Below are 20,137 nucleotides of genomic sequence, written 5' to 3'. Positions count from 1 at the left end.
AGCCCCGGGAACGACGAAGGCGGGACCCTCCTTCCAGCAGTGGAGGGTCCCGCCTTCGCTCGTGATCAGCGGCCGGAGCGCCGCTTGCTGTAGACGTCGAACGCGACGGCGAGCAGCAGCACGAGACCCTTGATCACCTGCTGCCAGGCCGCGTCGACCGAGAGGATCGACAGTCCCTGGTTCAGCACGCCCATCACGAGGCCGCCGATGACGGCACCGACGACCGTGCCGACGCCGCCCTGCACGGCCGCGCCACCGATGAAGACGGCGGCGATCGCGTCGAGCTCGAAGCTGGAGCCGGCGGATGCCACTGCGCTACCGGCCCGGGCGGTGCTGACGACACCGGCGAGACCCGCGAGCAGACCCATGTTCACGAAGATCATGAAGTTGACCCACCTGGTCTTGACGCCGGACATCTGCGCGGCGAAGAGGTTGCCGCCCATCGCGTACACGTGACGGCCGAAGACGGTGCGGTTCAGCACGAACGAGTAGATGAGGATGAGCGCCGCGAGGATCAGCAGGATGATCGGGGTGCCGCGGTTGTACGACAGCAGGTAGCAGAGGTACATGATCGCGGCGACCGCGATGCCGATCTTGATCCAGAACGACACGGCGCGCTCGCGCGGCAGGTCGAGCCGGCGGAGCGTCGCCCGGGTGCGGAGCTGCTGCGCCACGAGCGCGATCGACACGACCGCGCCGATGGCCAGCGTCACGAGGTCGGGCATGCCGACGGTCGGCAGGGCGCCGGACCCGATCGCGTTGAACTCGCGGGGCAGGCCGCTGATCGTGCCGCCGGTCAGCAGCACGAGCGCGAAGCCGCGGAAGACGAGCATGCCCGCGAGGGTCACGATGAAGGCGGGGATGCCGACGAAGGCGACCCAGAAGCCCTGCCAGGCACCGATGAGGGCGCCCGCGAGAACGGCGAGCAGCACGGCGCTCCACCACGGCAGGCCCCACTGCTGCATCGCGAGGCCGGCGATCGCACCGACGACCGCGACGATCGACCCGACCGACAGGTCGATGTGACCGGCGATGATCACGATCACCATGCCGATCGCGAGGATCAGCACGTAGGCGTTCTGCTGGATCAGGTTGTTCACGTTGCCCGGGAACAGCAGGCGGCCCTCGGTGAGGATCTGGAACAGGATGATGATCACCGCGAGCGCGGCGAGGATGCCGTACTGGCGGAAGTCGATGCGCAGCCGCGGCCGGCGGGGCTTGCCCGGCTCGGTCGGGACCGTGGTCCGCGCGGTTTCCGGTGTCGTCGTTGTCATGACTTGGTCGCTCCTTCACTGCGCGCAGCGGTCATGTACCGCATGAGGTTCTCCTGTGAGGCATCCGCCCTGGCGACCTCTCCGGTCAGGCGGCCCTCGGCGATCGTGTAGATGCGATCGCACAGCCCGATGAGCTCGGGGAGCTCGGAGGAGATGACGATGACCGCCTTCCCCTGCGCGGCGAGCTCGTTGATGATGCCGTAGATCTCGTACTTCGCCCCGACGTCGATGCCGCGGGTGGGCTCGTCGAGGATGAGCACGTCGGGACCCGAGTAGATCCACTTCGAGAGCACGACCTTCTGCTGGTTGCCGCCCGAGAGGCGGCCGGTCAGCGCGGAGACCGACGACGTGCGGATGTTCATCGCCCGCCGGTACTCCTCGGCCACCGCGTACTCGCGGTGCCGGTCGATGATGCCGAGCTTCGCGAGCTTGCCGAGCGCCGCGGCCGAGACGTTGACGGTGATGCTGCCGATGAGGTTCAGCCCGTAGCGCTTGCGGTCCTCGGTCGCGTAGGCGAGGCCGTGCTTGATCGCCTCGTCGACCGTGCGCGCCTGGATCTCCTGGCCGTCCTTGAACATGCGGCCGGTGATGTGCGTGCCGTAGGAGCGGCCGAAGATGCTCATCGCGAGCTCGGTGCGGCCGGCGCCCATGAGCCCGGCGAAGCCGACGATCTCGCCGGCCTTGACCGAGAACGAGACGTCGTCGACGACCTTCCGGGTCGTGTCGACCGGGTGGTAGGCGTTCCAATGCTCGACCCGGAACTTCTCCTCGCCGATCTGCGGCGTGCGGTCCGGGAACTGCCGGTCGAGCGGCCGCCCGACCATGTCGCGGATGATCCGGGTCTCGATGTCGTCGGTGTCCTCGACGGGGAAGCTGCTGATCGTCGAGCCGTCCCGGATGACCGTGACGGTGTCGGCGATGCGGCGGATCTCCTTGAGCTTGTGGCTGATGATGATCGAGGTGATGCCCTGGCCGCGCAGGTGGTTGATGAGGTCGAGCAGGTGCGCCGAGTCGTCGTCGTTGAGCGCCGCGGTGGGCTCGTCGAGGATCAGCAGCTTCACCTGCTTCGACAGGGCCTTGGCGATCTCGACGAGCTGCTGCTTGCCGACGCCGAGCTCGAGGATCTTGGTGGCCGGGTTCTCGTCGAGTCCGACCCGGGCGAGCAGGCGGGATGCCTCGAGGTTCGTCTTGTTCCAGTCGATGACACCGGCCCTGGCGTTCTCGTTGCCGAGGAAGATGTTCTCCGCGATCGAGAGGTAGGGGCTCAGGGCGAGCTCCTGGTGGATGATGACGATGCCGTCGCGCTCGCTGTCGTTGATCGAGCGGTACGCGACGTCCTTGCCGTCGAAGGTGATCGTGCCGTCGAAGCTGCCGTGCGGGTAGACGCCGCTCAGCACCTTCATGAGGGTCGACTTTCCGGCGCCGTTCTCGCCGCAGATGGCGTGCACCTCACCGCGCGCCACCTCGATGTCGACGCCGTTCAGCGCCTTCACGCCGTTGAAGTCCTTGACGATGCCCTTCATCGTCAGGATCGAGTCAGTCATGCCTCTCCTGTCGTCGCCATGAGGGAGGGGCAGCCGGCGGCCGTGGCCGCCGGCTGCCCCGTGATCGGGTCGATCAGAGACCGACGTCGGAGGCCTCGAGGAAGCCGGACTCGATGAGCACGGGCTCGACGTCGTCCTTGGTGACGACCTGCGGGTCGAGCAGGTACGCCGGCACGACCTTCACGCCGTTGTCGTAGGTCTCCTCGTCGTTGACCTCGACGTCCTCACCGGCGACGATCTGCTGGATCATCGTCTGGACGCGCTCGCCGAGCTCGCGGGTGTCCTTCCAGACGGTCATCGACTGCTGGTCGGCGAGGATCGCCTGCACGTTGGCCTTGTCGGCGTCCTGACCCGTGATGATCGGCCAGTCGGCGCCGGGGGCGTAGCCGGCCGAGAGCAGCGACTGCTCGATGCCGAGCGCGAGGCTGTCGTTGGGCGAGAGCACGACGTCGACCTTCTGACCACCGGTGTAGAAGGACTGCAGGCGGTTGTCCATCTCGGCCTGGGCGTCGTCCGAGCCCCAGCCGAGGATGCCGATGGACTGCCAGTCGTCGTTGGTCGCCGACAGCTTGTTCGACGGGATGACGAGCTGACCGCTCTCGACGTAGGGCTGGAGCACGTCCCAGGCGCCCTGGAAGAAGAAGCCCGCGTTGTTGTCGTCGGGGCTGCCGGCGAAGGGCTCGAGGTTGAAGGGACCGGCGCCGCCGGCGAGGTCGAGCTGCTCCTCGATGAACTTCCCCTGGAGCTGGCCCACCTGGTAGTTGTCGAACGTCGCGTAGTAGTCGACGGCGTCGGTGCCGTTGATGAGACGGTCGTAGGCGATCACGGTGACGCCCTGGCCCGCGGCGTCCTCGAGCACGGGGCCGAGGGTCTCGCCGTCGATGGCGGCGACCACGAGGATCTGCGCACCGCCGGCGACCTGGTTCTGGATTTGGCTGATCTGCTGGTCGGTCTCGTTGTCGGCGTACTGGAGGTCGACGGTGCAGCCGTCCTCCTCCAGCAGGGCGCTCAGGCCCTCGCCGTCGTTGATCCAGCGCTCGAGGCTGCGGGTCGGCATGGCGATGCCGACGTTGCACTCGACCTCGCCCTCGCCGCCGCCCGCGTTCTGCGTCGTGCCCGCGGGGGCACAGGCGGCGAGACCGAAGACGACGCCGACGGCCGTCGCGAGAGTCAGAACATTCTTCGTCCTGGACATGGTTCCCTTCCGATGGGTGATCCGAGTCGGAAGAGGATGATCGTTGCGCGTCCATCGCGCCTCGACCTGCTGAACCTCTTCGTTCCGGAGTTGCTATTACTTCCTCGTAATGCGCGTCGGTCGAGTTGCACCCCGCCGTGCATTTTGTTGGCAGACGAAACTTACCGCCACCAAGTGCACATCGTGCAACCTCAGCTCGTACCGCGTTACTGAACCGATACGGATTCCCGTCGAGGTGGCCAGGACCCGGCGTGCGGCGAGGTCGGCGTGGCACCCGCGTTCCTGTAACCCGTCGGGGGACAGTTGTCGGCATGACCGCTCGCGCAGCACGTCTCGTCGCGACCGCCCTCGCCGCCCTGTTCGTGGGGCTGGGCGTGCTGGTCACCGGTGTCACCGGCGAGTGGATCGGGGCCTTCACGGGCATCGGGCTCGCGGTGCTGCCGTGGGAGGTCGTGCGCCGCGTCATCCGGGCCGACTCTCAGGCGGCCGCGCAACGCTGAAACGCGTGAGAATCGCCATCGCCGGAGGTCACGGCAAGATCGCCCTCCTCCTCTCCCGCCTGCTGAACGACGCCGGACACGAGGTGCTCGGCATCATCCGCAATCCGGTGCACGCCGCGGACGTCGAGACCGCGGGAGCCGAGGCGCTCGTGCTCGACCTCGAGCAGATCGATCCGGCTCAGCTCGCCGAGCGCCTGTCCGGCGTCGACGCAGTCGTGTTCGCCGCGGGTGGCGGCGCCGGCAGCGGCGCGGCCCGGAAGCTCACGATCGACCGCGACGGCGCGATCCTGCTGGCGGATGCCGCGCAGCAGGCCGGCATCCGGCGGTACGTGCTCGTGTCGGCGATGAGCGCCGACGACTTCGACCCGGAGAAGGCGGAGCTGCCGGTCGACGACTCCGACGACGCCCGGGTGTTCCAGGTGTACCTGCGGGCGAAGAGCGAGGCGGATGCCGCGGTGCGCGAGCGCGACCTCGACTGGACGGTCGTGCGGCCCGGCGGCCTCACCGACGACCCGGGCACAGGTCAGGTCTCGGTGGCCGAGAAGCTGCCGCGCGGGTCGGTGCCCCGCGCCGACGTCGCGGCCGTGCTCGCCGAGCTGCTGACCACCGGCCGCGGCGTGCGCGCGCAGTTCGAGCTCACGTCGGGCTCGACGCCGGTCGCCGACGCGGTCGCGTCGCTCGGCTAGGCCGTGACGCCGCCGGAGCCGCCGCCGATCCGCGGGCTCGAGGCCGAGGGGATCCTGCTGCTCGGCGGCGCCCGGGCGATCCTGCTGCAGATCGCCGACCCCGGCGTCGCGCGGGGCGTCGCCTCGTCGAGCGACTTCGCGACCCGCCCGGTGCACCGGCTCGACGTGACGCTGCAGTACGTGTCTGGCACGGTATTCGGCACGGCCGAACAGCGCCGCATCGTGCGCCGGCGTGTCAACGGCGCCCACGCGTCGGTGCCCGGCGGGTTCGACCCGCGCCTGCAGCTCTGGGTCGCGGCGACCCTGTTCGACTCCGCCCGCGCGGTGCTGCGCGAGGTCTACGGACACGTCGACCCGCACGACGCCGAGTCCATGCTGCGCGATTACGCCGTGCTCGGCACGGCGCTGCAGGTGCCGACCGAGCTCTGGCCGGAGGACGTCGCCGCGTTCGACGAGTACTGGCGGCAGGCGTCCGCGACGCTCTCGGTCGGTCCCGACGCCCGCCGGATCGCCCGCGACCTGCTCGGCGGACGTGTCGGGCCGCTCTGGCTGCGGGCGGCGATGCCGACGCTGCGGCTGCTCACCGCGGGGCTGCTGCCCGGCGAGCTGCGGCGGGCGTACGGCATCCGCTGGTCGCCGCGCCAGCAGCGGCGGTACGACCGACGGATGTCACTCGTGCGGGCGCTCTATCCGCGGCTGCCACGGCGGGTGCGGCAGTGGCCGCTGCGGTACTACCTCGGCCGCATCGCCTGATCCGACACCGCTCGGCCGCGTCCGGAACGGAGCCCCCCGGAGCGCCTCGCCGGGGCGAGGCGCTCGCGGAGGAGTCAGGCGCCCGCGCGCTCCAGGCCCTGCAGCACGTCGGCGACGAGGTCGTCGCCGTCCTCGATGCCGACGGAGAGGCGCACGAGGTTCTCCGGCACGGCGAGCTCGGTGCCCTTGACCGAGGCGTGGGTCATCTCGCTCGGGTAGCACATGAGGCTCTCCACCCCGCCGAGCGACTCCGCCAGCTGGAACAGCTCGGTCGACTCCGCGAACTTGCGCGCCACGGCCGCGCCGCCCTTGAGCTGCAGCGACACCATGCCGCCGAACGCGGTCATCTGGCGCTTCGCGACCTCGTGGCCGGGGTGCTCGGGCAGGCCGGGGTAGTACACCCGCTCGACGGCGGGGTGCCCGACGAGCGCCTCGGCGACCTTCTGGCCGTTCGCACTGTGCTGCGCGACGCGCACGGCGAGCGTCTTGATGCCGCGGGTTGTCAGCCAGGCCTCCATCGGGGCCGAGACGGCGCCGACGCCGAACTGCAGGAAGGCGACCTTGTCGGCGAGCCCGTCGTCGCTCGTGACGACGGCGCCGCCGACGACGTCGGAGTGACCGCCGAGGTACTTCGTCGTCGAGTGCACGACCACGTCGGCGCCGAGCTCGAGCGGGCGCTGGATCGCGGGCGACGCGAACGTGTTGTCGACCACGACGACGGCGCCGTGCGCCCGGCCGAGCTCCGAGAGAGCGGCGATGTCGGTGATCTTCAACAGCGGGTTGGTCGGGGTCTCGACCCAGAGCACGGCGGTGGGCACCGAGAGCGCCGCGCGCACGGCATCCAGGTCGCTCATGTCGACGGTGTCGAGGGTGACGCCCCACGGCACGAAGACGCGGTTGACCAGGCGGTGGGTGCCGCCGTACACGTCGTTGCCCATGAGCACGCGGGTGCCGGGGGTGAGCACGCTGCGCAGCAGCGCGTCCTCGGCGGCGAGGCCCGACGCGAAGCTGAAGGCGCGGGTGCCGCTCTCGAGCGAGGCGAGCTGCTCCTGCAGCACGTCTCGGGTGGGGTTGCCTCCGCGGGCGTACTCGTAGCCGTTGCGGAAGCCGCCGATGCCGTCCTGCACGAACGTCGACGACTGGTAGATCGGCGGCACGACAGCGCCGGTGGTGGGGTCGAAGGCCTGACCGGCGTGGATGGCGCGGGTGGAGAAACGGTGGTCGTTCATGGGGTCCTCTGAGGTCGACGGATGCCGCGGGGCGGCGGTCACTCGGACAGGTAGGCCAGCAGATCGTGGCGGGTGAGCACGGCCGCGGGCTTGCCGTCGGTCGTGACGAGCAGCGCGTCGGCGTGCTCGAGTGCGGTGCGCGCGGCCGACACCGACTCCTGCGCACCGATGAGGGGCAGCGGGGCGCCGACGAACTCGCCGAGCGCATCCGTCATCTTCGCCTTGCCACTGAAGACGTGCTCGAGGAGGGTCTTCTCCTCGATCGCCCCGACGACCTCGCCCATGACGACGGGCGGCTCGGCCGAGAGCACGGGCATCTGCGAGACGCCGTACTTCGTCATCATCTGGATGGCGTCGCGCACCGTGTCGGAGGGGTGCGCGTGCACGAGGTCGGGCAGGTCGCCGTTCTTCGTCGACAGGATGTCGCGCACCGTCTGCTCCGCGGGCGCCGCCGCGAAGCCGTAGGACTGCATCCACTTGTCGTTGAAGATCTTGGCGAGGTAGCCGCGGCCGCTGTCGGGCAGCAGCACGACGACGACGGCGTCCTCGGGCAGGTCGCGCGCGGCCTCGAGGGCGGCGGCGACGGCGAGACCGCTGGAGCCGCCGACGAGCAGCCCCTCCTCGCGGGCGAGGCGACGGGTGAGCTCGAAGCTCGTGGCATCCGACGCCGCGATCACCCGGTCGACGACGCCCGGGTTGTAGGCGCTCGGCCAGAAGTCCTCGCCGACGCCCTCGACGAGGTAGGGGCGGCCGGTGCCGCCGGAGTAGACGCTGCCCTCGGGGTCGGCGCCGATGATCTGCACCCGCCCGTCGGAGACCTCCTTGAGGTACCGGCCGACGCCGCTGATCGTGCCGCCCGTGCCGACGCCGGCGACGAAGTGCGTGATCCTGCCCTCGGTGTCGCGCCAGATCTCGGGACCCGTGGTCTCGTAGTGGCTGAGCGGCCCGTTGGGGTTGGAGTACTGGTCGGGCTTGAAGGCGCCGGGGATCTCGCGGGCGAGTCGGTCGCTGACGCTGTAGTACGACTCGGGGCTGTCGGGCGCGACCGCGGTCGGCGTGACGACGACCTCGGCGCCGTAGGCCGTGAGCACGTTGCGCTTGTCGAGGCCGACCTTGTCGGGGCAGACGAAGACGCAGCGGTAGCCGCGCTGCTGCGCGACGAGCGCGAGGCCGACGCCGGTGTTGCCGCTCGTCGGCTCGACGATCGTGCCGCCGGGCTTCAGCAAACCGGCCTGCTCGGCCGCGTCGATGATGCGCGTCGCGATGCGGTCCTTCGCGGAGCCGCCGGGGTTGAAGTACTCGATCTTGGCGAGCACCGTCGCCTTGATCCCCTCCGTCACGTGATTGAGCTTCACGAGCGGGGTGTTGCCGACGAGGTCGAGGACCGTCTCCGCGTATTTCACGAGGGTCGAGGCTACAGGCCGGGCCTGTCCGCGGCTCGGTTGTTACGCGCCGCCCGGGGCGGTTTCGCTGACAGCGACCGCGCTCGTCCTGCGCCCGGCGGTGCCGCTTCCAGGGTGGTTGACGCGCGCAACTACTACCATTACGCCTGCCCGACGCCGACACGACGACAGGACTATCCGTGGCCAAGCCCCCGCTCACCGTCAAGCAGCAGCGCGAAGCGAAGCGCGCCGAGAAGGTCGCCGAGCTCAAGCGGAAGCAGAAGGTCGCGAAGCGCAACCGGATCATCGGCACCGTGGCCGGGTCGGTGCTGGCGCTCGGCGTCATCGTCGCGCTCATCTTCTTCGTCGTCACGAGCGGCACCCCGCCGCGCGACCCCGACGACATCGACATCGCGGGCCTCGAGACATACGAGAACCTCCCGGCGACGCACGTCGAGGGCGCTGTGCAGTACGAGCAGACCCCGCCCGTGGGCGGCGAGCACAACGCCGTCTGGCTGAACTGCGGCGTGTACAGCGAGCCCGTGCCGAACGAGAACGCGGTGCACGCGCTCGAGCACGGCGCCGTGTGGGTGACCTACAACCCCGATGACGTCGCGGGCGACGACCTGCAGACCCTCATCGACTCCGTGCCGAACACCTACATGGTCGTCTCACCGTTCGCCGGCCTCGAGTCGCCCGTCGTCGCCTCCGCGTGGGGCGCGCAGGTGGCACTCGACGGCATCGACGACGAGCGCCTCGGCGACTTCATCGAGAAGTACCGCATGTCCGCCGACGCTCCTGAGCCCGGCGCGGCCTGCACCGGCGCGTACGACGCTCCCGGCAAGGTTTCGTGACCTCAGCCGAAACCGGGTCGCGGCGGGTCCCCGCCCGGCTCCTGATCGCGGCGGCGATCGCGGTCGTGCTGCTGCTCCTCGGCGGCATCGCGATCGGCCGCGTGACGGCGGCGACCGCTCCTCCGCCCTCCAACACGAGCGCGGAGGCGGGGTTCGCCCGCGACATGCAGACGCACCACCGCCAGGCCGTCGAGATGTCGCTGATCGTGCGGGACAACTCGCAGAACGAGGAGGTGCGCCGGCTGGCGTACGACATCCTCAACACCCAACTGCATCAGGCCGGTCAGATGTACGGCTGGCTCGAGGCGTGGGGGCTGCCGCAGACGGCGTCCGAGCCGAGCATGACGTGGATGACGCGGCCCGCGGCCGACGGCTCGACGCACGAGCACGCCGACGCCGAGGTGTCGCACCGGCCGGGTGACCCGATGCCCGGCTACGCCACCGGCGCGCAGTTGACCGAGCTCCAGCAAGCGACCGGCACCGACGCGGACCGCGTCTACCTGACGCTGATGGTCGCGCACCATCAGGGCGGCGTGGAGATGGCGCAGGCGGTGCTCGCGCGCTCCGACGAGCCCGTCGTCGTCGATCTAGCCGAGTCGGTCGTCAGCTCGCAGACGAGCGAGATCGACTACATGGAGGAACTGCTCGCCGCGCTGCCGGCGGCGTAGCGCCGCCGTCACGCCTCCGGACGCTCGTCAGACGGCGACGCGCTCGGGCTCGGACCCCTGCTGCTGCCGCCACAGGTCGGCGTACACACCGTCGCGCTCGAGCAGCTCGTCGTGCGTCCCGCACTCGACGATCCGTCCAGCCGACACCACGAAGATCCGGTCCGCGTGGCGCACGGTCGAGAGCCGGTGCGCGATCGCGAGGGTCGTGCGGCCGCTCGTCGCGGTGTCGAGCGCCCGCTGCACGACGCGTTCGGAGATCGAGTCGAGCGCGCTCGTCGCCTCGTCGAGGATGAGCACCGGCGGATCCTTCAGCAGCACGCGCGCGATGGCGATGCGCTGCTTCTCGCCGCCCGAGAGCCGGTACCCGCGCTCCCCCACGACCGTCTCGTACCCGTCGGGGAACGACATGATCGTGGCGTGGATGTTGGCGGCCCGGGCCGCCGCCTCGAGCTCGTCCTGCGTGGCATCCGGCTTGGCGTACCGCAGGTTCTCCGCGATCGTCGCGTGGAAGAGGTAGGTCTCCTGGCTGACGATGCCGATGCTGCCGACGAGCGACTCCTGCTCGAGGTCGCGCACGTCGTCGCCCGCGAAGCGCACGACGCCCTCGGATGCCTCGTAGAACCGCGGCACGAGGTACGACACCGTGGTCTTGCCCGCGCCCGACGGGCCGACGAACGCGGCGTACTGCCCCGGCTCGACGCGGAAGTCCATGCCGCGGAGAGTCGGCGCCTCGGCATCCGGATAGGTGAACTCGACGTGCTCGAACGCGATCTCGCCGAGCCGGTCGGGATCGACGGCCCGCGCGCCCGTGCGGTCCGCGATCGCCGGCTTCAGGTCGAGGTACTCGAAGATGCGGGCGAACAGCGCGGCGGAGGTCTGCAGGTCGAGGGCGACGCGCAGCAAACCCATCATCGGCCAGGTCAGGCGCGCCTGCACGGTGGTGAAGGCGACGATCGTGCCGGCCGTGACCGGCACGTCGCGGGTGATGAGCCACGCCGCGACCACGTAGACGATCGCGGGGATGATCGACAGGAAGATCTGCACCATCGCGAAGAACCACTGACCGCTCATCTGCAGCTTCACCTGCAGGTCGATCTGGTTGCGGTTCTCGTCGGCGTATCGGCGCACCTCGGTCTTCTGCTGGTTGAAGGCCTTGGCGAGCAGGATGCCGCTGACGCTCAGCGTCTCCTGCGTGATCGCCGTCATGTCCGACAGCGACTCCTGCGTCTTCGTCGCGATGCGGGCGCGCACCTGACCGACCTTGCGCTGCGCGATGACGAGCAGCGGCAGCAGCACGACCGCGACGATCGTGAGCTGCCAGCTGAGCACGAGCATCGACACGAAGGCGGCGATCACGGTGACCGTGTTGCCGATCACGCTCGAGATCGTGTTCGAGAGCACGCCGGCCACGCCGCCGACGTCGTTCTGCAGGCGCGACTGGATCACTCCGGTCTTCGTGCGGGTGAAGAACGACAGCTCCATGCGCTGCAGGTGGGAGAACAGTCGGATGCGCAGGTCGCCCATCACCTTGTTGCCGACGGTCGCCGTCAGCCAGGTCTGCCAGACGCCGAGCGCGGATGCCGTGACGAGCAGCGCGATCATCAGCCCGACGATCTCGAGCAGCACCGGAACGTCAGGCCCGCCGCCGGGCGGGAACAGCCCCTCGTCGAAGGCGCGCTGCGTCAGCAGCGGCGGGAGCACCCCGATGCCGGCGGCGAGCAGCACCAGCACGATGGTGAGGGTGATGCGGGCTCGGTACGGGCGGAACAGCTCACCGATGCGGCCGAGCAGGTTGGGGATGCGCGGTGCCGACGCGTTCTCCGCGCGCTGGACGGACTCGTCCCTGCCGCTCACGCGGTTCTTCGGCCCGCCGCCACCCATTCCTTGCATCATGCGCAGAATACGCGCGACGACCGACGCCCTCGCTGGCGTTTCGCTGTGGGCACATGCACGACGTCCGCCTGCACACAGAGCGGCGGTGCCGCAACGCATCCCCTCGTCGCAGCACCGCCGGGTCGGAAGCGGCGGTGCCGCGACGCATCCCCTCGTCGCAGCACCGCCGGATCTGTGTCAGCCCTTCGTCGACCCCGCGAGGAGTCCGCGCACGAAGTAGCGCTGAAGGCTGAAGAACACGATGAGCGGGATGGCCAGCGACACGAAGGCCGCCGCCGTGAGGCGCTGCCACTCCTGCCCGCGGCTACCGGTGAGCTCGGCCAATCGTTGGGTCAGCGGTGCCGCCTCCTCGGTGCCGCCGGAGAAGATCAGCGCGACGAGCAGGTCGTTCCAGACCCACAGGAACTGGAAGATCGCGAACGACGCGAGGGCGGGCAGCGCCAGCGGGATGATGATCCGCCAGAACACCTGGCTGTGGCTCGCGCCGTCGACCCGCGCCGCCTCGATGACCTCGCCCGGGATCTCCGCGATGAAGTTGTGGAGGAGGAAGATCGCCAGCGGCAGGGCGAAGATCGTGTGCGCGATCCAGATCTGCAGGAAGTTGCTCGTCGGGATGAACGGCAGCGTGTCGCTCACCGCCTCCTGAGCCGGCTGCAGGAACTGGGTGAACATCTGCAGCAGCGGGATCAGCGCCATCTGCAGCGGCACGATCTGCAGCGCGAAGATCACGATGAACAGCGTGCTCGAGCCCTTGAACGGCACCCACGCGAAGGCGTACGCGGCCATCGCCGCGAGCACCAGCGGGAACACCGTCGCGGGGATCGCGATCGACAGCGAGTTCGCGAAATACGCACCCAGCTGGGGCGACGACGCGGATGCCGAGAGCAGCACCTCCTGGTAGTTCGCCAGCGTGAACCCGGGGTTGGCGAAGATCGTCCACCAGCCGTTCTCGAGGATCTGATCGCGCGGACGGAAGGACGAGACGAACAGCCCGAAGGTCGGCAGCGTCCAGAGCACCGCGATGATGAGCGACGCGATGGTCGCCGTGCGGGAGGTGAGGCGCCGCTTGACCCGCTTCGCCTTGGCCGTGTCCTCGACGCGTGCGTCGGCTCCCGCGTCCTGCGGCCGCAGCATCGCGGCGTTCGGCGTGGTGGAGGTCATCGGATCTCCTTCTGCTGGCGCAGGATGCGCACGTTGTAGATGACGATGGGCAGCACCATCAGGAACAGAACGACGGCGAGGGCGGAGCCTCGGCCGGGTTCACCGGCACGGAACGCCTGCGTGTACATCTCGTTCGCGATGACGCTGGTCTCGAAGTTGCCGGCCGTCATGGTGCGGACGATGTCGAAGACCTTGAGGGTCGCGATCGAGATCGTCGTGATGACGACGACGAGCGAGCCCCGGATGCCGGGGAGCGTGACGTTGCGGAAGCGCTGCCAGGCGTTGGTGCCGTCGAGCTGCGCGGCCTCGATCTGCTCGGTCGGGATGCCCTTGATGCTCGCCGAGAGCACGACCATCGCGAACCCGGTCTGGATCCAGATCATCACGATGATGAGCAGGAACGTGTTGATCGGGGGCTCCTGCAGCCAGCGCTGCGGCTCGCCGCCGAAGAGCGTGACGACCTGGTTGAGGAGGCCGATCTGCGGGTCGCCCGCCTGGCGGAACTCGTAGACGAAGCGCCAGATGATGCTCGCCCCGACGAAGGAGATCGCCATCGGCATGAAGACGAGGGCCTTGAAGTATTTCTCACCACGCGACTTGTCGATGAACACTGCGTAGGCGAGGCCGATGACCGTCGAGAGCACCGGCACGAGCACGACCCAGATGAGCGTGTTGCGCAGGGTGATGAGCGCGTCCGGCTGCGTGAACATCCAGACGAAGTTGTCGAGCCCGATCCACTGTCCCGCGTTGTTCGTGAAGGCGAGGAGCGTCGTCCTCGCCGCGGGGTAGATGAGCCCGATCGCCAGCAGGATCAGGGCGGGGGCCAGGAAGGCGATCAGCTGCACGAAGTCGCGCGCCTTCTTGGGTGCCCTGTCGACCAGGAACATGATGAGCCCGATGACCGCGATGAACACCGCGATGCCGAGCACCACCTGGACGATCTTGTCGATCAGGTCGGCCGTCGTCATGCCGATGTACCTCCTTCGTCGTTGAAGAAGCCGGGGACGGGGACCACGCCGGATCCCCGTCCCCTCACTTTATTGGTTGAGCGTCAGGACGCCGGCCAGCTGGCCTCGATCGCGTCGACGACCTCCTGGGTGCTGTCGCCGCTGATCCAGTCGATGATGCCCGTCCAGAAGGAGTCGGCACCGACCGCGCCCGGCATGAGGTCCGAACCGTCGAAGCGGAACGTCGTCTCCGGGTTCTGGAGGATCTCGATCGACTGCGAGAGCAGCTCGCTCGAGGCCACCGACGGGTCGAGACCAGAGTTGGCGCTGATGACGCCACCCTCGGCGACGCGGTTGTTCGCCCACAGATCGCTCGAGAGGTAGGTCTGGAACGCCTGGACCTCTTCGCGGTCGGCGAAGGCACCGACGATCTCGCCACCGCCGGTCACGGCCAGCGGGTCGTCGGCCGCGGCGGGCGGGGTGATGAACGCCCAGATGTCGCCGTCCTCGGCGATCTCCGTGCCCTCGGGCCAGAAACCCTCGTAGAACGAGGCCTGGTGGTGCAGGGAGCACTCGCCGTCGAGGATCGGCAGACCGCCCTCACCGAACGGCACCGACAGCTGCGACTGCACGTCGCCGTGGCCGCCGTTGACGTACTCGTCGTTCTTCAGGTAGTTGCCGACCGCGTCGAACGCCTCGACGATGCGCGGGTCGTTGAACGGGATCTCGTGGTTCACCCACTGGTCGTAGACGTCGGGTCCGTGCAGGCGGAGCACCATGTCCTCCACCCAGTCGGTGCCCGGCCAGCCGGTGGCCGCGTCGGAGCCGAGACCGACGCACCAGGGCAGGTGGCCGCTCTCCTCGGCGATCTGCGCCGAGAGCGCGTCGAGCTCCTCGAGCGTGGTCGGCACCTCCCAGCCGTTCTCCTCGAACTCGCTCGGCGAGTACCAGACGTAGCCCTTGATGCTCGCCATGAGCGGGGCGCCGTAGAAGGTGCCGTCGACGGTGCCGTAGGCCTTCCAGTCCTCCGACCAGAACTCGTCGACATTCGACTCGACGTCGGCCGGAGCCTCGACGAAGAAGCCGCCGCGCGCGAGACGCTGGAACAGACCGGGCTGCGGGAAGATGCCGAGGTCGGGGGCGTTGCCACCCTGGGCCAGCACCTCGATGTTCGCCTCGAACTCCTGGGTGCCCTGGTAGTCGACCGTCACGCCCGTGCACTGCTCGAACGGAGCGAAGGAGGCGATGAGCCGGTCGGCCTCGACCTCGACGATCGTGCCCTGGACCGACACCTCTGCGCCGTCGAAGCTGCCGTACTGCTCGTAGTCGCTGCAGTCGACGTCCTCCGCCTGCTCCGCGGCGATGTCACCGGTACAGCCCGCAAGCGCGAGCCCGATGACCCCGGCGGCGGCGAAGGGTGCGACCAGACGACGGCGGAACCGTGTCTTCATGCTGTGTGCTCCTCTTCATTGAGTTGCAAGCGCCCACTTCGGACGCCGCAATTGACAACGTAGGTCTAATCCCGACCGCTGACAAGTCACGACAGCGCCCTCGGGCGGGCGTGGTCCGATCGTTATCGGAAAGGGCAGGGAAGACAGCGATTTCCGGGACATCCGCCCGGGAAGGAGGAGCCGGCGAACGGTGTCGGAGGTGGGGCGTAGCGTCGCTTGCGATGGCAGAGGAGGCCCTCATGGACTGGAGGATCGAGCTCGTCTTCGTGCCGGTGACGGACGTCGACCGCGCGAAGGAGTTCTACGCCGATCGTGTCGGCTTCGTCGTCGACCACGACCATCGCGTCGATGACGCCACCCGTTTCGTGCAGCTCACCCCGCCGGGGTCGGCCTGCTCGATCGCGATCGGCGAGGGCATCACCGACATGACGCCCGGCACGCAGAACGCGATCCAGGTCGTCGTGCCGGACGCCGACGAGGCGCTCGACCACCTGCGCCGCAACGGCGTGGAGGCCGACGGCGTCGAGGAGTTGGCGTGGGGCCGCTTCGTCACGTTCGCCGATCCCGACGGCAACCGGTGGGCGCTGCAGCAGCTGCCGACGTGGCAGTGAGGGTTTCCACCCCGTAGGTCTTGTCGCCCGCCCATCGGTCGGGCGTACATTACGGACATGAGCGAGGACTCGAGGACGCGCCCGCCCCGCCCGGAGATGTCCGACACGACGCCTCCCCCGGTGAAGGCGCCGCCGAAGGCCCCCGCGGCGATCGCGACCACCCGGGTACTGCTGCTCGTGAGCTTCGTCGCGGGGTTCGTCGTGATCATGTTCGCGTTCCTCTCGCGCAACACGCGGGTCGAGGAGCTCCGCACGTTCGTGACCGACTTCGACGCGGACGCCGACAGCGCAGCGATCGACACGACGGCCAACGTGCTGTTCTGGGCGACGCTCGGTGTGCTCACGGCCGTCATCGTGATCGAGGCGCTGCTGCTGCAGGCCATGATGAGGCGGCACGGCTCCGGCCGCTGGGTGCTCGTCTTCGTGGTCGCCCTGCACGCGGCGGTCGCGCTCTTCGCGAACGAGCTGCTGACGCTCGGCGAGGACGGGCTCGTGATCGCGATCGCGCTCGTCGCCCAGCTGCTGCTAGCCGGTGCGGCGCTGCTCTCCGCGTTCATGCCCGGCAGCTGGCGCTGGTTCCGCAAGCGCGACGACCCGGCCGCCGCCTGACGCCGGGTCCTCGGCCGGCGTGGTGCCCGGCGCCGCGGCCCGGGCGGCCGCGGCGAGCCCCTCGCAGCTGCGCACGACCGTGTGGCAGACCTCGGCGAGCGACCGCTCGGTGAGCGGACTCTCGGCGATCCCCCGCCATTTCCGCACCGCGGCGAGCGCCGCTGTGCGCACGTCCTCGGCTGTCGCGTCCTCGGCGAGGCCGAGCCGTACCGCCGGGTCCATGCCGTCGCCGCCGACGAGGCGCTCGATCTCGGCGGTCATGACGCGGGAGAGGCCGAGGCCGGCCGTGCGGGAGAGCGCGAGCAGCTGCAGCTCGCGGAACTCGTGCGCCTCCGCCTGCAGACGCTCGAGCCGCGCCGCGAGCACCTCCGTGCCCGGCCGGGGCCGCTCGCGCAGCAGCGTCTCGACGCCGAGCAGCGCGGTGCGCACCTTGAGGTGCTCGGCCCGGGCGCCGAACTGCGTCGTGATCGTGCGGAGCAGGTCGTCGAGGCCGCTCTGGCGCACGAGCTGGTGGGCGAGCTCGGTGGCATCCGTCGCCCCTCCCCTGATCAGCACGGTCGCCATGCGGATGCCGAACATGCCGAACCGGTCGAGCAGGGCCGCCCTGGTCGCGGGCTCGACCGGCACGGCGGGCGAGCGGACGAAGCGGTCCGCCGAGACGAGCAGCCGCTCGCGCTCGTCGCGGCCGAGGCGCGCGAGCTCGGCGAGCGCGGCGTACTCGGACTGCCGCAGCGTGCGCGCGGTCTGCGCGAGCAGGCCCGCGATGGGCACGACGCCGAGCGCGAGTGCGCGCAGGTCGCCGTTGTTGCGGTAGCGGTCGGCGATGTCGCGGGCCGACAGCAGGGCGTTCAGCCGTCCGGCGCCGATCTCGTCGGCGCGCGACAGCACCGCGAGCGAGTTCACGGTGGCCGACCGCCCGGCCCCCGCGTCGCGGAACGCCTGCAGGAACGTGAGGTCGGTCGCGTGCAGGTGGCGCAGCAGGTACACGATCGCGTCGGCCTCCGACGGGGCGTCCTCGGGCAGCAGGAAGCGGTTCGAGCGCTCCGAGACGTCGTCGGAGAGGGAGCCGATGCCCGGGGTGTCGATGAGGATGAGGTCCTTCAGCGGCGCGGCCGGCCACTCGACGACCAGGCGCTGCACGTCCTCCGCCGGCGTCGGGCCGAGGTCGAGCACGAGCCGCCCGTCGACGCGGCGCACCGGAAGCGACCGTGGGGTGCCGGCGACCGGGTGCAGGGTGATGCGCGGGGTGTGGTGGTATCGGTACCAGGTGACGACGCGGGTGCACTCCCCGGCATCCGTCGGTGCGATCTCGTCGCCGATCACGGCGTTGAGCAGCGTCGATTTGCCCGCCTTGACCATGCCGGCGAGCGCCACGCGCAGCGGCTCGTCGAGCCGCCGGGCGTAGCCACGGAGGGCGGCGGATGCCTCGGGGTCGTCGATGTAGGCGCCCAGCGCGGCGGCCACGAGGTCGGCCGTGAGTGCCCGCAGGTCGGTCGTCATGCCCGCGCCGCCGCTGCCGCGACCTCGACCCGCTCCTTCGGCTCGGCGGGGATCTTCGCGCGGAGCTGGTCGATCCGGGCGAGCCGGGCCTTGATCTCCTTGATGCGGCGCTCGCGCTCGGCGGTGTACATGTTGGCCGCCTTCTGCGCCGCGAGCACCGAGTCGGTGAGCGAGCGGTGGTTCTGGTCGGCGATCGAGGTGAAGTGGTCGCGGGTCGCCCGCTGGACGAGCCGCAGGCGGTCCTTCAGCTGTTTGCCGACCTGGAAGATCACGTCGTCGATCTGCCGGCGCACGATCGCCTTGGCCTCCTGCTGCCGCCGCTTGAGCCGGGTCTCCTGATCCTCGCTGTACGCCTTGCGGCCGATCAGCACGCCGGCCGCGACGGAGAGCGGGTTGATCAGGCTCATGCCGACGATGCCGGTGATGAGGCCGATCATGAGCACGCCGCCGTACGACCCCCGCATGCCGATCAGCACCTTCTGCATCGCGGAGAGCCGGCCGCGGTCGAGCTCCGGCACGTCGGGCACGGGATCGAGCACGTCCTCGGTGTCGTCCACGCGCACGACGGGGATCGCGGCCTCCTCCTCGGTGAAGTGCTGGGCCACCTGTTCCGAGAGCCACTTCGAGCGCTCCTGCGACCAGACGAAGGTGTCGGACACGGCGGCGGCGACGCGCTGCTGCAGCCAATCGACGAGCTGGTCCCACACCGGGCCCGGGTCGCCCTGGCCGATCGCCTCCTCCGCCTCCCGCTGGATCTGGCGCAGCCGGTCGCGCAGGTCGTGCTCGACGTCGGAGCTGAGGTCGGCGATGCCGTCATTGAGGGTGGTCTGCCAGCGGGACGTCTTCTGCCGCATCTCGTCCGTGCGCTCCTTGGCGCTCTGCAGCTCGGCGATGACCTGCGGCGTCGACGCGGGATCGACGAGCGCCGACAGCTCCGATTGCAGCGACATGCTGAGGTGCTCGAGCACCGACCGCACGTCCTGCAGCGCGCCGCGACGCTGGATGCGCTCCGCCTTGCCGACGATCTCCTTGCGCAGGTACGAGACGAGGTCGGGGAACCCGGACTCGGCGTTCAGCTCACCGTCCTGCAGCTTGATGGCCTCGAGCCGCAGGTCGGACGAGACCGGGAAGAACGGGATGTCCTGGCCGAGCCGCGCGACGTGCGCCTGGTCGAGCTCGGCGATGCGGCGCCACTGCGGGTACAGGTCGGTCTTCGTCAGCACGCAGGCGACGTTGGGCGTGATGCGCAGCGCCTGCCGCAGGAACTGCATCTCCGGCGCGGTGTACTCCTGCGAGGCATCCGACACGAGCAGTGCGGCGTCGGCCGTCGGCAGGGTGGACAGCGTCGTCAGCGAGTGGATCGAGTCCAGGCCGCCCACTCCGGGCGAGTCGACGAGGGCGAGACCGCCGTCGAGGATCTTGCGCGGCAGGCTCACCTCCGCGGCGAGGATGCGCCGCTCGTTGCCGGGGTTGCCGTGCTCGGAGACGTAGGCCGGGAGCTGGTCGAGCGGGATCGGCGTGCGCTCGATGGCGGCGGGGCCGTCGGATGCCTCCATGCCGTCCTTGAGGGAGACGACGACCGCCGACGGGGTCGCCCCCTGCTTGACGACAGTGGGCGCCGACGTCGCGATGTCGTCGTCGACGGGGCAGACCGGGGCGTTCACGAGGGCGTTCACGAGGCGGCTCTTGCCCTGCTTGAACTCCCCGACCACGATCACCCGGATGCTGGGGTCCGACAGCCTCTCGCGCGTCTGCTCGAGCCTTCGCCGCAGGTCCTCCCGCTCCTCGGGCCCCACGAGTTCGAGCGCACGGTCCACCAGATCAACGAGCTCGGCCACACTGCCTCCTTCACCTTCGACAACAATCGCGCGTCAGCGGCC

At 69.8% G+C, this 20,137-nt stretch carries 18 protein-coding genes; 7 read left to right on the top strand and 11 right to left on the bottom strand.

Annotated features, from left to right (window positions below):
* Positions 1-65 precede the first annotated feature (65 nt).
* The 3 genes from mmsB to chvE form a co-directional block, all read right to left on the bottom strand.
* Complete coding sequence (gene mmsB, locus JUB10_RS04790) at positions 66-1,274, bottom strand: multiple monosaccharide ABC transporter permease (RefSeq protein WP_207454547.1); 1,209 nt, start codon at positions 1,272-1,274, stop codon at positions 66-68.
* Positions 1,271-2,818 (bottom strand): multiple monosaccharide ABC transporter ATP-binding protein, encoded by a 1,548-nt coding sequence (gene mmsA, locus JUB10_RS04785; protein WP_207454546.1) that lies wholly within the window; start codon positions 2,816-2,818, stop codon positions 1,271-1,273. Before mmsA ends, mmsB begins: the two co-directional genes overlap by 4 nt.
* Before the next feature lie 73 nt (positions 2,819-2,891).
* Entirely contained in the window at positions 2,892-4,013 is a 1,122-nt protein-coding gene (gene chvE, locus JUB10_RS04780) for a multiple monosaccharide ABC transporter substrate-binding protein (protein ID WP_207454545.1), read from the bottom strand.
* A gap of 311 nt (positions 4,014-4,324) precedes the next feature.
* On the opposite strand from chvE, the gene JUB10_RS04775 reads away from it, so the two are divergent.
* From JUB10_RS04775 to JUB10_RS04765, 3 genes are read left to right on the top strand one after another with little or no spacing between them, the layout of a single operon-like run.
* Complete coding sequence (locus JUB10_RS04775) at positions 4,325-4,513, top strand: hypothetical protein (protein WP_207454544.1); 189 nt, start codon at positions 4,325-4,327, stop codon at positions 4,511-4,513.
* 5 nt (positions 4,514-4,518) lie between these two features.
* On the top strand, positions 4,519-5,199 hold the full coding sequence (locus JUB10_RS04770; RefSeq protein WP_207454543.1) for an SDR family oxidoreductase: 681 nt from the start codon (positions 4,519-4,521) through the stop codon (positions 5,197-5,199).
* A 3-nt stretch (positions 5,200-5,202) separates the two neighbouring features.
* The gene (locus JUB10_RS04765) at positions 5,203-5,952 is read left to right on the top strand and encodes an oxygenase MpaB family protein (RefSeq protein WP_307859096.1); all 750 of its coding nucleotides are present in this window, start codon (positions 5,203-5,205) and stop codon (positions 5,950-5,952) included.
* 74 nt (positions 5,953-6,026) lie between these two features.
* On the opposite strand, the gene JUB10_RS04760 is transcribed toward JUB10_RS04765, so the two are convergent.
* Both JUB10_RS04760 and JUB10_RS04755 read right to left on the bottom strand, forming a co-directional pair.
* Positions 6,027-7,181 carry a cystathionine gamma-synthase gene (locus tag JUB10_RS04760; protein WP_207454542.1) on the bottom strand — a complete coding sequence of 385 codons (1,155 nt, stop codon included), beginning with the start codon at positions 7,179-7,181 and terminating at the stop codon, positions 6,027-6,029.
* Between the two features lie 38 nt (positions 7,182-7,219).
* Positions 7,220-8,584 (bottom strand): cystathionine beta-synthase, encoded by a 1,365-nt coding sequence (locus tag JUB10_RS04755; RefSeq protein WP_207454541.1) that lies wholly within the window; start codon positions 8,582-8,584, stop codon positions 7,220-7,222.
* A gap of 179 nt (positions 8,585-8,763) precedes the next feature.
* Here JUB10_RS04755 and JUB10_RS04750 point away from each other — a divergent pair, with 179 nt between their 5' ends.
* Both JUB10_RS04750 and JUB10_RS04745 read left to right on the top strand, forming a co-directional pair.
* Complete coding sequence (locus JUB10_RS04750; protein ID WP_307859095.1) at positions 8,764-9,417, top strand: DUF3105 domain-containing protein; 654 nt, start codon at positions 8,764-8,766, stop codon at positions 9,415-9,417.
* The gene (locus tag JUB10_RS04745) at positions 9,414-10,085 is read left to right on the top strand and encodes a DUF305 domain-containing protein (protein WP_207454540.1); all 672 of its coding nucleotides are present in this window, start codon (positions 9,414-9,416) and stop codon (positions 10,083-10,085) included. The genes JUB10_RS04750 and JUB10_RS04745 overlap by 4 nt, the downstream gene beginning before the upstream one ends.
* A 27-nt stretch (positions 10,086-10,112) precedes the next feature.
* On the opposite strand, the gene JUB10_RS04740 is transcribed toward JUB10_RS04745, so the two are convergent.
* The 4 genes from JUB10_RS04740 to JUB10_RS04725 form a co-directional block, all read right to left on the bottom strand.
* Positions 10,113-11,975 carry an ABC transporter ATP-binding protein gene (locus JUB10_RS04740; protein ID WP_207454539.1) on the bottom strand — a complete coding sequence of 621 codons (1,863 nt, stop codon included), beginning with the start codon at positions 11,973-11,975 and terminating at the stop codon, positions 10,113-10,115.
* A gap of 180 nt (positions 11,976-12,155) precedes the next feature.
* A complete protein-coding gene (locus JUB10_RS04735) occupies positions 12,156-13,112 on the bottom strand; it encodes a carbohydrate ABC transporter permease (protein ID WP_242682207.1) in 957 nt (318 codons plus the stop codon).
* A 23-nt stretch (positions 13,113-13,135) separates the two neighbouring features.
* Positions 13,136-14,107 carry a carbohydrate ABC transporter permease gene (locus tag JUB10_RS04730; RefSeq protein WP_207454537.1) on the bottom strand — a complete coding sequence of 324 codons (972 nt, stop codon included), beginning with the start codon at positions 14,105-14,107 and terminating at the stop codon, positions 13,136-13,138.
* A gap of 83 nt (positions 14,108-14,190) precedes the next feature.
* Positions 14,191-15,537 (bottom strand): ABC transporter substrate-binding protein, encoded by a 1,347-nt coding sequence (locus tag JUB10_RS04725; protein WP_207454536.1) that lies wholly within the window; start codon positions 15,535-15,537, stop codon positions 14,191-14,193.
* A gap of 239 nt (positions 15,538-15,776) precedes the next feature.
* Here JUB10_RS04725 and JUB10_RS04720 point away from each other — a divergent pair, with 239 nt between their 5' ends.
* Complete coding sequence (locus JUB10_RS04720) at positions 15,777-16,148, top strand: glyoxalase superfamily protein (RefSeq protein WP_207454903.1); 372 nt, start codon at positions 15,777-15,779, stop codon at positions 16,146-16,148.
* Between the two features lie 57 nt (positions 16,149-16,205).
* Positions 16,206-16,757, top strand: a complete 552-nt coding sequence (locus JUB10_RS04715; protein WP_207454535.1) for a hypothetical protein — start codon at positions 16,206-16,208, stop codon at positions 16,755-16,757.
* Here the strand turns inward: JUB10_RS04715 and JUB10_RS04710 are convergent.
* Together JUB10_RS04710 and JUB10_RS04705 are read right to left on the bottom strand one after the other, a co-directional pair.
* Entirely contained in the window at positions 16,674-18,257 is a 1,584-nt protein-coding gene (locus tag JUB10_RS04710; protein ID WP_207454534.1) for a dynamin family protein, read from the bottom strand. The genes JUB10_RS04715 and JUB10_RS04710 overlap by 84 nt on opposite strands.
* Complete coding sequence (locus tag JUB10_RS04705; protein WP_207454533.1) at positions 18,254-20,095, bottom strand: dynamin family protein; 1,842 nt, start codon at positions 20,093-20,095, stop codon at positions 18,254-18,256. Before JUB10_RS04705 ends, JUB10_RS04710 begins: the two co-directional genes overlap by 4 nt.
* Between the last annotated feature and the right edge of the window lie 42 nt (positions 20,096-20,137).

The sequence above is a fragment of the Desertivibrio insolitus genome (genome assembly GCF_017355965.1).
Lineage (GTDB): Bacteria > Actinomycetota > Actinomycetes > Actinomycetales > Microbacteriaceae > JAFIQW01.
Note: the sequence above shows the minus strand (reverse complement) of the source record. Positions and strands in the feature narration are given on the sequence as shown.